Source organism: Neoalteromonas facilis (genome assembly GCF_002807665.1).
Classification (GTDB): domain Bacteria; phylum Pseudomonadota; class Gammaproteobacteria; order Enterobacterales; family Alteromonadaceae; genus Alteromonas_E; species Alteromonas_E facilis.
In genome coordinates this window covers 1,169,219-1,182,296 of record NZ_PEAY01000001.1, presented here as the reverse complement: position 1 = coordinate 1,182,296, position 13,078 = coordinate 1,169,219, and the positions used below count along the sequence as shown (strand labels likewise).

Annotated in this window: 11 protein-coding genes; all 11 read left to right on the top strand. The window is 43.1% G+C overall.

The window, feature by feature from the left end; genetic code table 11:
* Positions 1–6 precede the first annotated feature (6 nt).
* The 11 genes from CSH93_RS05385 (at position 7) to CSH93_RS05335 (ending at position 13,049) form a co-directional block, all read left to right on the top strand.
* The gene (locus CSH93_RS05385; protein ID WP_100642148.1) at positions 7–246 is read left to right on the top strand and encodes an acyl carrier protein; all 240 of its coding nucleotides are present in this window, start codon (positions 7–9) and stop codon (positions 244–246) included.
* A gap of 13 nt (positions 247–259) precedes the next feature.
* Positions 260–988: an SDR family NAD(P)-dependent oxidoreductase gene (locus tag CSH93_RS05380; RefSeq protein WP_100642147.1), complete on the top strand. Its 729-nt coding sequence runs from the start codon at positions 260–262 to the stop codon at positions 986–988.
* Positions 989–1,009: 21 nt separating this feature from the next.
* Complete coding sequence (locus CSH93_RS05375; RefSeq protein WP_124748940.1) at positions 1,010–2,404, top strand: AMP-binding protein; 1,395 nt, start codon at positions 1,010–1,012, stop codon at positions 2,402–2,404.
* 12 nt (positions 2,405–2,416) lie between these two features.
* Complete coding sequence (locus CSH93_RS05370) at positions 2,417–3,526, top strand: LuxE/PaaK family acyltransferase (protein ID WP_240615485.1); 1,110 nt, start codon at positions 2,417–2,419, stop codon at positions 3,524–3,526.
* Complete coding sequence (locus CSH93_RS05365; protein ID WP_164078299.1) at positions 3,516–4,703, top strand: acyl-CoA reductase; 1,188 nt, start codon at positions 3,516–3,518, stop codon at positions 4,701–4,703. Before CSH93_RS05370 ends, CSH93_RS05365 begins: the two co-directional genes overlap by 11 nt.
* Before the next feature lie 97 nt (positions 4,704–4,800).
* Positions 4,801–5,709 (top strand): LicD family protein, encoded by a 909-nt coding sequence (locus CSH93_RS05360; RefSeq protein ID WP_100642143.1) that lies wholly within the window; start codon positions 4,801–4,803, stop codon positions 5,707–5,709.
* A gap of 87 nt (positions 5,710–5,796) precedes the next feature.
* Positions 5,797–9,339 carry a motility associated factor glycosyltransferase family protein gene (locus CSH93_RS05355; RefSeq protein ID WP_100642142.1) on the top strand — a complete coding sequence of 1,181 codons (3,543 nt, stop codon included), beginning with the start codon at positions 5,797–5,799 and terminating at the stop codon, positions 9,337–9,339.
* The gene (locus CSH93_RS05350) at positions 9,332–10,288 is read left to right on the top strand and encodes a Stealth CR1 domain-containing protein (protein WP_100642141.1); all 957 of its coding nucleotides are present in this window, start codon (positions 9,332–9,334) and stop codon (positions 10,286–10,288) included. The genes CSH93_RS05355 and CSH93_RS05350 overlap by 8 nt, the downstream gene beginning before the upstream one ends.
* Positions 10,289–10,357: 69 nt before the next feature.
* On the top strand, positions 10,358–11,440 hold the full coding sequence (wecB, locus tag CSH93_RS05345) for a non-hydrolyzing UDP-N-acetylglucosamine 2-epimerase (RefSeq protein WP_100642140.1): 1,083 nt from the start codon (positions 10,358–10,360) through the stop codon (positions 11,438–11,440).
* A gap of 48 nt (positions 11,441–11,488) precedes the next feature.
* Entirely contained in the window at positions 11,489–12,625 is a 1,137-nt protein-coding gene (locus CSH93_RS05340) for a glycosyltransferase family protein (RefSeq protein WP_100642139.1), read from the top strand.
* 43 nt (positions 12,626–12,668) lie between these two features.
* Positions 12,669–13,049, top strand: coding sequence for a hypothetical protein (locus CSH93_RS05335; protein ID WP_100642138.1), 381 nt, complete (start codon positions 12,669–12,671; stop codon positions 13,047–13,049).
* The last annotated feature ends 29 nt before the right edge of the window (positions 13,050–13,078 follow it).

Below are 13,078 nucleotides of genomic sequence, written 5' to 3'. Positions count from 1 at the left end.
TATTTTATGTCGACACAACAAACTTTGACCGATGCGTTTTCTCATGCCCTCGGCATAGATGCGTCTCAGGTAACCGATTCGTTAACCTATAATACGATCCCTGAATGGGACTCAACTGCGCATATGATCTTGATCGCGGAGCTTGAAGATAAATTCGGTATCATGCTGGATACCGACGATATTATTGATATGAGCTCGGTCGCCAAAGCAAAAGAAATCCTGCAAAAGTACGACGTAACGTTTTAACAGGGAGTGGCACTTGTTAGATAACAAAGTGATACTGGTAACCGGCGCGAATAAAGGCATAGGTTTAGCTATTGCGCAGACCTGTGTGCGTTTAGGTGCGATAGTGCTGTTGGCTGGTCGAGATGAAGTGCAATTAGAGCTAGTCGCGGAACAATTGGGCGAAAATGCCATTGCAATGAGCTATGACCTAACCGATGAGGCGCAAGTGAAAGCCGCATTCGGGCATATTAAGCAGCACATCGGTCATATTGATGGTTTAGTCAATAATGCCGGTGAAATGCGTTCTAGTGCATTGGCGATGACGCGATTATCCGATTTACAGGCTCAATTATCGATTAACACGGTTGCGGCATATCAACACATGCAACTAGCGGCTAGACTAATGATGCGCCAGGGGGCTGGCAGTATTGTGAATCTATGCTCTATTGTAGGCGAGCAAGGTGCTGCCGGACAAAGTGCTTATGCGGCGTCAAAAGCAGCATTGACGGGTATTACTAAGTCATTATCTAAAGAGTTAGCCAGTCAACAGATACGCGTTAATGGCGTGGCGCCAGGTTTTATTGAGACGGCTATGACCGATGTGTTTTCATCAGAGCAACGTGCTGCTGTCATTGACGAGATCGGAATGGGGCGTGCCGGCCTGCCGCAAGACGTTGCCGATCTGGTTAGCTTCCTTTTATCTGATCATGCAAGCTATATCACCGGTCAAATTATAGGCGTTGACGGCGGTATGCGTCTTTAATTGCAGGTTGAAGGGGCGACAGTGTTTTTCCAACATTTAGATCAGTTTTCGGAAAATTCAGCGTTTATCGAGGTTAAGCCAAACGAAAGCTCCGGCGTTGAATTTAATGCCTATACATACCGACAATTGGCGGAAGACGTTCATGTGCGATGTGATGTACTCAATGCCGTCTTACCACAGAGTGAGGCCACAGAGCGTTATCTTGTAGCACTTAAAATGCATGCTTGTGTTGCCAGTGTTGTCGATTATCTTGCATTGTTGTCGAATAGTATCGTCGTGATCCTCATAGATCCTGCCATTAGCGACGATAAGCTCGACTCTGTGATCCAGCAGTATGCGCCCAATGCGATTGTAGATGAGGGACACATTACGATCCGACACACGGCAACGCAACGTATTGATAGTCGCGTTGCGCTGATGTTACCTACGTCAGGCTCTACAGGCGCTGCCAAGCATGTAGTGCTCAGTTACGATAATCTTCACAGTAATGCTGATGCTATTTGTCAGTATTTGCCGATTTTACCCAGTGATCGTGCCATCAATACTTTGCCACTGTTTTACTCTTACGGTTTATCTGTGCTGAATACGCACTTATTACGTGGCGGGTGCTTGGTATTTTCACCTTATTCCGTGGTAAACCGTGAGTTTTGGTCGATCATGCGTGAGTTGCCGGTAACGTCTTTTGCTGGCGTACCCCATACCTATGAAATGCTACACAAGCTGCGATTTGAACGTCAGGAATTACCCTCCTTACGCTATTTCACTCAGGCTGGAGGGCGACTGAAAGACACCTTAGTGTTGGCATTTGCGCATTATGCAGAGCAGCATGAAAAGCAGTTTTTCGTGATGTATGGGCAAACGGAGGCAACCGCTCGAATGGCCTTTTTGCCGCCTCATAAACTCATTCAAAAAGCCAACAGTATCGGGCAGGCTATTCCCAATGGTGAGTTTTCGATTGTCGACAATGAACTGTGTTACCGCGGTCCTAATGTGATGCTGGGCTACAGCGAATCAGTCTCAGATTTAGCAGAGTTTATCCCTATCGAATGGTTACATACGGGGGATTTTGCGCGAGTTGACGCCGAAGGGGATTACTATATTCTGGGCAGGAAGGCGCGTTTTATAAAATTGAATGGCGTACGAATGGATCTGGATGCGATTCAAGATACACTGGCAGCTCAAGGCTATACGGCGTTGTGTAGCGGAAACGATAGTCAATTGGTGGTAGCGCTTGAGTCGGTTGACGTTGATGAGCAAGCGGCGGTATTTGAGCGAGTAAAGCGGTACTTGCATCAGACTATGCATGTTCACCCTTCGTTGATCACACTATTGAATGTGGAACGCTTGCCGTTAACAGCAAACGGGAAGCCCGATTATCAGGCCATTATGCGGTTAGCTTCACTCTCTGACGAATAAGGTAATATGCTTGTGCAGCACACCAACAGTTATGACATTGCATTCAATACCCTGTCGCAACTCGATGTGTTTGGTACGGGTAAGCAACAAAAGCAACAGGCCTTGTTGAACGTTTTGCGTCATCTCAACGCATTGCACTACGAACAATGCCAGGAATATCGGCATATCGTTGATGCTTTTATACACACAGAAGCGATAGATTTGCTAGAACAAGTACCTTTCTTAGCGGTACGCCTGTTTAAGTTACTGCGATTAGCCAGTGTGCCGATGGACGCGGTTTTTAAAACCCTACAATCTTCTGGCACAACCTCGCAGGTAACCGCGAAAGTGGTGCTGGATAAACCTACTAGTCAGCGTCAATCCAAAGTATTGGTTAGCATACTGCAGCAGGTGATCGGTAAGCAGCGCTTACCAATGTTAATTATCGATGCCCCATCCACGGTGAAAGGGCCAGAGTTCAACGCGCGTGCAGCCGGTATTCAAGGGCTGGCCTTTTTTGGACGAGACCACACTTATGCACTGAATGATGATATGACGCCGAATTGGCCGGTGATAGACGCATTTTGTGCACGCTATGCTTCCCAGCCAGTGCTTATTTTTGGCTTTACGTTTATGGTGTGGCGCTATTTCATTCAAGCACTAGAGCAAGATGGGCGTACGTTATCGTTGCCCGAAGGCATCTTGTTACACAGCGGTGGCTGGAAGCAGTTAGAAAATGAAAAAGTGAGTAATACTGACTTTAAAAAGCGTTTAAATACCGCCGCCAAGGTTTCGCGAGTGCATAACTTTTACGGCATGGCCGAGCAGGTAGGGTCAATATTTGTTGAGTGCTCAGAAGGGTACTTACATGCCCCCAGCTATGCCGATGTTATTGTGCGCGACCAGCATAGTCTTCAGCCTTGTGACTTTGGTCAACAAGGTATTATTCAAGTGATATCGTCTATCCCCACCAGTTATCCGGGCCATAGCATCCTAACCGAAGATGTCGGTACGATATACGGTGAAGACGATTGCGCTTGTGGTTGGCGTGGAAAGTATTTCTCGGTGTCAGGCAGGCTGCCTAAGACTGAAGTGCGGGGGTGCAGTGATACTCATGCTCAGGGAGTGGAACATGCTCGCTAATATTCTCCTCCTAGCGCCTGCCAATCATAATATCGAACTCGCTATCGACGAAATACAGCAGTTGCCGCCTCTATTACCCTCTGATGAAGCAACTGTAGCTTTTGTAAAGGATTTATCGCGCAGGCTGTTAACCCCTGATTACAAAGCGTTTCCTGAATTGGTTGCACTGGGATTTTGGTTACGTGAAATAGTGAGAAGCCCCCAACTAAACAAGGAAACTACGCCGAATGTTTTCGTTAAAGCATTGGGGCTGGTGGTCCATTTTACGCCGAGTAATGTGGACACTATGTTTATGTACAGCTGGATATGTGGAGCGCTGTTGGGCAATAAGAATATTGTCCGTGTAGCGACACAAGAAACCGATACTCAGGTACACCTAATTGGCCTTATTAATCAGCTTTTTTCACAGCCTCAATACGCAGCCATAGCGCAAAGGAACCTATTCGTACGAACGGATAAAACATCAGATTGGTCGGCTAAATTAAGCTTTGTCGCAGATGCTCGCGTGTTATGGGGAGGGGATGACAGCGTACAAGCGATTCGACAGTTACCGAGTAAACCACGTACTCGAGACATTAGTTTTGCTGATCGTTACTCCGCAGCTGTTATCCATGCGGATGCTGTGGGCACACCTCAATCATGTCAGGATGTGGCACAGAAATTATGGAAAGATACGTTACCTCATATGCAGCAGGCTTGCTCTTCGCCACGAGTCGTTTATTGGGTGGGGGATACAGCTGCGCAGTCTGATTTTTTTGCACGTGTTGATGAATTAGCGCAGCAACAACTAACGCCATCTCCAACCCTGCGCAACGAGCAATTAGTATTCAGTCAATACTCGGCAGCGGTGTGTGGCGCCGTGACGTTGCAGTACAGAATAATAAATGTTGTAAGTTGTCAGGATGTGCAAAAGCTTCTCAGTCTGCATGGCGGTCAAATGACCTATGTTTTAGTCAATGTGCACTCGTTGCAGGATATTGTCTTTACACAATCAGAAAAGCTGCAAACTCTGACTTATGCAGGAGGAGAAAATTCAGATTTACAGGCCTTAGTGATGCGTCCTGAAATTAGCGGGATCGACCGTGTTGTTCCGGTTGGGCAAGCGTTGGATTTTGCGCCAGTGTGGGATGGCATGGATCTGTTTGCCATGTTAAGTCGCAGGATCATGATTCGCTGATGGGCCTGCGTAGAATGCTGAGCATGCCTGAAAGTGCAGTTTTCACTTCTTACGCCGATAAACAGAGAACCAAAGATAAAGGGTGAATGCAAATCCAATGACGACTGAGCTTGCAAAGAAAAGTAGTGCTAAACCGACTGCCTACATCTTTGGTGCAGGTACGGCAGGCAAACAGGCGTATAGAAACTTGCGAGATAACTATGAGGTGTTGGGTTTCTGTGATAACGATGAAAGTAAACACCACAGTGTTATTGATGGGGTGCCGGTTTATTCTCCGACCCAATTGAGCACATCGCCCGCAGAATATGTTTTTATAGCCAGTGAGTTCTTCGAACAGATCCGAAGCCAGTTAATAGAGCAATACGGAATTCCTGCTGACTCGTTGAGTCATTTGCCGGCTCGATTGCTGGCATCAAAACGCTTCGAGCGTGACATAGAATCTATTGGTTTGTCATTATCGATGTTGAATGCATGTTGCCAAATACTAAAAGAATTCAATCTTTTCCATCATATTGATGCAGGAACATTGCTGGGGTTGTATCGTGATCAAAGCCTTATTCCTTGGGATGATGATATGGATATCGCCGTAGATTCTGAAGGTGTAAATAAGATAAATGACAACCTTGAACGCTTTACCCAGTGTTTAGAATCATTAACGTCCGAAAGATGGCGTGCAGATGTATGTTACGCAGATAAGTCTTTTGGCAACGTGCCTTTGCGTGCGATTCGCTCATTTAAGTTTGTGTGTACAGTGGCGGATCGCTTTCCATCAATTGATTTTTTTGTGAAATATCGGTCAGAGGAATTTAGCGATTACTGCCTAGCCTCTAGGGCTATTCGTATGCCTGCCGAATATACCAAGAGCACTAGCACGTTCCACTGTGCAGGGTTTCACTGGCCTATTCCTCAGAATACTCATGCTTACTTGACGTATCACTACGGGAATTGGGAAACACCGGACCCTAATTGGAGTCTACAAGATTTAAATAATACGGTTACATTTTGAGTAATCTCTTGGGCTGATGAGCCTTGCTCACAACCCCGTTGGTAAAGTAACCTTATGCTACAACAAGAATAAATACTGCAGTCCACGATGCTTGACAATATTCGCACGCATTTACATGAAGATGAGTCCGCGCAACTCGAGATAGAGAAGTCGGCAGCTGAAGCGTTACAATCCACGTTCAAGCGAAATAAACAGGCATTTGCACGGTACATTCCTGCGCTGAGCCCCACCATTGAAGCGTTGTGCTGGTATAATTTAGGGGTTTTTTGCAATCGAAACGGTCAGTTCAATGTAGTTGATAAATTACAAGGGCGAACCTTGTATGGCATTGATCCGAAAGCAGAAATTGAACAGCAGTATCAAAATAGACTTGCTAACGCGCCGGTTATTAACTTTGAAGACCCTGATTCGATACTTGGTATGGGTTTACGTCAGCCTGTCGATGCTCTAGTCGTACTGGGTATTGGATTGGGGTTTCATTTACACCGTGTTATTACTTCTCACACACTGGAACACTGCATCATATATGAACCAGAGCAGCAGTACTTTTTTGCGTCATTGCTGTGTTTCGATTGGCAACATTTACTCAAGTATTGTCATGAGAAAAAGGTCGCGCTGTATTTTCAGATTGGTGAAGATGCTAGCAATATAGTCTCTGACTTGGGGGAATTGCGTGAACATTGTCCAGTCAAGCGAGCAGCGATATACAAGCATTACAACATACCTACTTTTAACGCAATTGAACGAGAACTGCGAACCCAAAAGTGGCAGGTAATCAAAAGTTCGGGTTTACCGTGGGGGAAGTACACCAATGCACGGTATGAATTACCGTTGTGGTCGTCGCCCACGACGGCTAAAGATTGGTTGCCCGTTGATAATCAACAGCACGATGGGTTCCAAAGAAACATGCGCGCTTTTGAAAGGTACTTTCCAGACATTGCGAAGCAGTTTCATAACTACACGCCTGAGCGTTGGTGTGTGGTTGAAAATGCAGATGGGCAAATTAATTTATCCAGTTTGAGGTTTCCTGAAAGTTATTATGGTGATGGTCCAAAGGAAGAAGGGGCCCTCAATTATGAAACATTTGCAAAGTACCCTAACCGAGATGGATTAGTGCTGGGTTATGACGGCACTAAACTAAAGCAGTACACACATTATAAGTTTGTCAGTGCGACGGAGCTTCTCATTGACGAACTAGAAGAGCGACAAAGTGCGTTGCCTGAGACGATCAAGGCATTGATACTGTTTGGCTTGGGCAATGGGTATCAATTAGATGCTTTAAATGAAGGCCATCAAGTCGAAAATTTATTCATTTGTGAACCTGAGCCTGATTTTTTCTATGCCAGTTTATTTGCAATTGACTGGGAGCGTATTTTAACCGAAGTCGATGAACGAGATGCTCGAATTTACATCAATATCGGCGATAACGGCACGCATTTGTTTCGCGACCTAATCAGTCAATTTTATGCCATTGGCCCCTATGTATTAGTCAACACATTCTTCTATCAGTCTTACTATCGCCCCGATCTAGTCGAGGCGGTTAACCAATTGCGAGAACAATTGCAGGTGGTGATTGCTCTTGGCGAATGTTATGACCATGCACGATATGGGATTGCACATACAGTAGAGCTAATCAATCGAGGTACGCCATTTTTAAGAGCAAACCCAAGTCAGCATCTAAGTTTTGAAACCAAAGAAACGCCGGTGTTTATCGTGGGCAATGGGCCGTCACTGGATCAATCGCTGGATATAATAAAAGAACATTCTGAACAGGCGATTATTGTTTCTTGCGGAACGGCCCTTCAAGTGCTTTATAAAAACAATATCGTCCCTGATTTTCATGCCGAGATTGAGCAAAATCGCTCAACATTTGACTGGGTTACTCGTTCTAGTACCAAAGCATTTACTGAACAAATTACGTTAATTTCATGCAATGGTTTGCACCCAGATACCGCCGATTTATTCAAAGGTGTTTTGCTGGCGTTTAAAGAAGGGGAATCTTCAACGGTTTCAAACCTGAATATCTTGAACTCCAATGATTGGCAGAAGCTTGAATTTGCCTTTCCTACCGTTACCAATTTCGTACTCAACCTTTATTTAGAGCTTAATTTTGCACAACTTTATCTAATGGGGGTAGATCTTGGCTTTTTAGACGATAAGACCCACCACTCAAAGCAAAGTGGATATTATGATGGTGACGGGAAAGAGTTATATGATTACGCAGAAAAGAATCAAACGAATATCAGAGTTCCAGGAAACTTCAAACCAGCCGTCTTTACTAAGTATGAATTTAAAGTTAGCAAAGAGATCATGGAACAGTCATTACAGGGTACATCAGTAGAGTGTTTTAATTGTTCAGACGGTGTGCGCATTGCAGGTACTACGCCCCTAACACTAGACAATGTGCTTTTGATGTCGAATCAGGAACAGAAGCAATCGGCAATACAGGAGATTCAATCCAAAGCCTATCTACCGGTATGCACAGCAAGTGACTACAAACTAAAATTTAGGCAGAAATATCAGCATGACGTACTGACTAGTGAACTCGCTCAGTATGAAGAATTAATTGATCAAACATTAAATCAAGAGCTTTCTCTAGATGAATTGTTGATAAAGCAAAAAACCTTGTTGCATGACAGTTATCAAGGCGGACGATCATTATTGTTTTATTTGCTCTACGGAACCAGCAATTATGCTAATGCTGTGTTGAGTAAACTTCAGTTAGCGATAAATTCAGATAAGGTTTCCGATAGCCATTTGAGTAAGGAACTGAATCAGGCTTTAGAGCTTTGGCGAGACACAATAAGAACTATTCAAAGTGAGTATATTAATTTTCCAAACGCATATGACTTTGCATATTCTATGCATTTTCACAGAGAGAACGCGTTACTCCAATCATCTACTGACTGTAGTACGACCTATGCTATCTGTGACGCTGAATTCTCTGGCAAATTGATCAAGTGGTTTAACTTTTTTAGCCCAAAAGACAATAACTGTGATTTGATTCTACAGTCTCGTGAATTAAATCCCGGTGAAAAGTTAATAGTATTAATTAGAGAGCCACATAAACAGTCAGTTTTGGCGGCTTTAAATGGGGTATTAGAAGGTAGTACCGGAGTAAGAGTTTTTGCTGCTATCGAGTCACTAAGTACATTGAATGAATTGCGAATGCATTACCCGCAACACCAGATCAACGGTGTGTACTGTGATAGTCCAATTCGTGACGAGGAAGCACTAAAGTCTTTTCATGCTGGTGAGAGGCCGTTTTCATTCGATGAAGTCAGTATTGCTAAACTTACGCGAGCTTCTCTTATGACAGAAGATTTTGGGTTACTCATACCTAAAGTAAAATTCACATGTGAGCGAAAAGATGTGCAATCTCAATACCAAGAGCAATTACTTCAAGATTTAAGCGATTACGAGTTTCTCTGTGACTTTCCTGATTTTATACTTGCTGCGCATAAGGCAGATGAGCTTGTGCTTAAGGATGGCGTCGGAAATCGAGGACGCCCGTTCCATAAAACGGATATGCTCATTCATCCATTCAAGCCTACGATGCAGGAGAAGACAGTAAGTCAAATAACGCAACAGTTTTATGAACGTCAAGTAGGAGGTTTTCCGCTTGACTAAAAAAGTAAATATTGACTTCGTGATACCTTGGGTTGGAGGTAATGATGAAGCTCATTTGAAGAAACGAAGGTTGTATGAAAAGAACTTTATTGTCGAAAGAAATGAAGATATAGAACACAGTATTAGCGATAAGCGTTTTATAGAGGCCGATGAGCTTAAGTACTGTTTGCGGTCAATCGTTAATCATGCACCTTGGTACAATAATATCTATTTGTTAACTGATGCCCAGGAGCCAAAGTTTTTAGACCTCGAACGGATAAAAGATGATCGTATCCACATTATCGATCACAAAGAACTGTTTAAAGGCAACCTCGAGTGCTTACCCACATTTAATACCCGATCTATATTAACCTGTATTGATAAGATCCCAAACTTGGCAGATGTTGTTGTTATTGGCAATGATGATACGTTTTTCTCCAGTTCAGTTTCTCCAGAATTTTTCTTGAGTTCTGAGGGCGTTAAAGTCTATGGAGAGTTCATTGATAATGAAGACGAACGGTTTCAAACATTACATTTTGATGCATTAAAGTTATCGAGCCAGCTTGTTCAACCGGGTTCGGCAAACTACCTTGCTTTGAGCCATGGTTTTATGCCTTTAGCATTACCTGCCATTAAACAGTGCCGGAAGAAGTTCGCTAAGCAGTTTGATAATAATATTCAGCATCGGTTTAGACACCGGTCACAGTTCTTGATTGAGGCATTAGTAAGTCTATATATGCTAAAAGAAGGCCATGCCAAATTACTTGGGACTGAGAATACGGTGCATTTCAGTTTTCAACTTTGCCGAGAAGGAACCGAAGAGAAGTTAAAGTTCCTTTTTGAGCTGCTTGCATCAGGACAAAGAACTATGTTCTGCTTAAATGATTATATTGCATTATCGAGTCGATTTAACTGGGTTGAGCCCCAATTGAATGCGCTATGTGGTGAGCGAATTCAATCTGAAATTTGATGAGTGCTCAGTGAGGGTCATGAAAGGCAATAGTTGACCGATATAAGTATGAGCGACTAGAGGAAATGCATGAAAAATATCTTAACCATTGTAGGTGCCCGCCCACAGTTCGTAAAAGCTGCAGCTTTGAGTCGAGAAATACAAGAACACACTGCGTTGCGTGAGTTCATTCTGCATACCGGTCAGCACTACGATGCCAATATGAGCCAACAGTTTTTTGACCAGCTGAAGATACCAAAGCCTCATAAGGTACTGGCACCAGATCGCAGCAATAGCAGTGCGTTTATTGGTGATACCATTGCGCAAATAGGTAATCAGATTGAACAATTAAAACCTGATGCGGTATTAGTTTATGGCGATACCTATAGTACCTTGGCAGGGGCCATTGCAGCGAATGCTCATAGTATACCGCTTGCCCATGTAGAAGCCGGGTTGCGCAGCTTTAATCGAAAAATGCCTGAAGAGCATAATCGAGTGGTGACAGATCATTTGTCAGATTTACTGTTCTGTCCGAGTCATTCTGCAGTAACTAACTTGGCGAATGAGAATATTCAATCCAGCAAATCCCGTGTGGTGACGTTTGTCGGTGACATAATGTTTGACGCACTACAACTTTTCTCCCCATTCGGGGAAGCTCCAGGTGATATTGATCTAACCAAAGAGTTTATTCTGATGACCATTCACAGGCCGGTAAATGTTGATGATGAAAAGAATCTTACTCAGATAGTGAAAGTGATTAATCAATGTGCGGAGGACTTTAATGTTATTTGGCCAATGCATCCAAGAACGCAGACAAGACTTTTAGAGTTTGGCCTTTCTACGAGTGGTGGAGTGACTGTTATTGAGCCAGCGTCGTACTTACAAATGTTATATTTGTTGCGTCACTGCAAGTTAGTATTGACTGACAGTGGTGGTTTACAAAAGGAAGCATTTTTTTCTGGGAAGACTTGCTTGGTCGCTAGAGATGAGACTGAGTGGACTGAACTAGTAGATTGCCAAGCTTCTGTTCTCATTGGTAATGGCATGAGCATGTGTGACGACATAACCGCATTATGTGTAGGGTTGCCACAGAATAAGCTCAGTGATGAATCCCCGTATGGTGATGGTGATACTAGGAAGAAAATAGTTTCTCAGCTGGTTGACTATTTATAGTCGGTTTTATTATTCGAAATTTTTAGGGTAAAAGGTTGCGTAAGTGCTATGAAGGGTAAAAAAATCTTATTGGCTTATCGTGGTAATTTTGTGAGCTGCCCGAGACCCAAACGTTTGTACTTGCATCTTCGCAATGAGAACCAAGTTGATATTTGCTCTTTAGACACCAATAGCATCGAGGGCGTTAAATCATTCCCGATTATTAAAAAAAGCATGTCACCATTCTCTAGATTGCTTAAAAAGATCTGTATTAAGTTTAAGCTTGATAGGTGGGTCAGTTATTCTGCCGCACTTGATTGCGAACTGGCCATCTCGCGTGAACAAATGAATGAATATGATTGGATCTTTGTGCATGATTTGGCACTGTTGCCATTTTTTGTTCATTGCTCAAATAAAGTCATATTCGATGCTAGAGAATATTATCCGCGGCAGTACGGTGCTACCAATGAATGGCAACAGCAATTACTAGACGTGTATGATTACTACTGTAAATCCTTACTATCAAAAATACCCAGAAAAATTACCGTTTCTCAGGGGATTGCAGATGAATACAAAAAATATTATGACGCTGATTTTAAGGTTTTCAAAAGTTTTCCCGTGCAAGATGTGATTGATAGCGGGAAAACAATTGAAATAGACAATAGTAAGATAAACCTGATCCATCACGGCGGTTGTTTGCCAAACCGCTCAATGGAAAAGTTAATTGAGTTTGGTGGTAGATTAGGCTCAGATTACCACTTATATCTAATGTTAGTTTGGCTAGATGAGAAATATTATCGCTCGATTTGTGCACTAGCTGAAAAATATGAAAACATTACGATTATCGAGCCTGTTGGCTTTCAAGAAATCATTCCATTCATTTCACAGTTTGATATTGGTATTCATTTTTTAGAGGATTTGGAAGGGCAGCATGCTGTGTCACTACCGAATAAATTCTTCGAATTTGTCGCGGCAGGCTTGATGCTACTTGTGACAGGCTCTCAGGAAATGATCACTGAAACCCGTCAGCATAAATTAGGTCTAGCTTACGATGGTGTTTCTGACTTGGGTCGATTAGAAGAAGATTTGAAGGGCCTTTCCAAGCAACAAATAAACCAATATCGTGAAAATGCTAGAGCCACAGCGCCAAATTACGATTTTGGCAAGCAGTTTGAAACTTTGGTTGATGAATTAGCATTACATTAATGCTTTTTTTAAGGCTTACTATTTATAAGTATTAGGAGATAGAGTGAACGCTTTCTTAGGCATAGCCAGTCAATACGTTCCCGATTTCTTGAAGCGGTATTTCTTTAACTTTTCTTCTCGAGCGGTGCTGTATTGCAAATCCCATCATTATCAGAAAATAGCGCTTTATGGGGCCGGTGATCTAGGTATTGAAGTATATTATCGCTTTGCAAATGAAGGAATAAATGTCGAGCTATGGGTGGATATGAAAGCGAATACGTCGACCTTTAAGTTATTTGATAAGGCAATTCAGCCTATATCGGATTTAGCGACATTGGATCCAGACGTTAACGTCCTCATTTGTAGCCAAGCTACAGTCGATTCAATGTATAAAGAGTGCATAAAACAAGGAGTTCACCACGATAGAATCGTTGTCTTGAGGTAATAAATGACGTTGTTGATACAAGACACTGA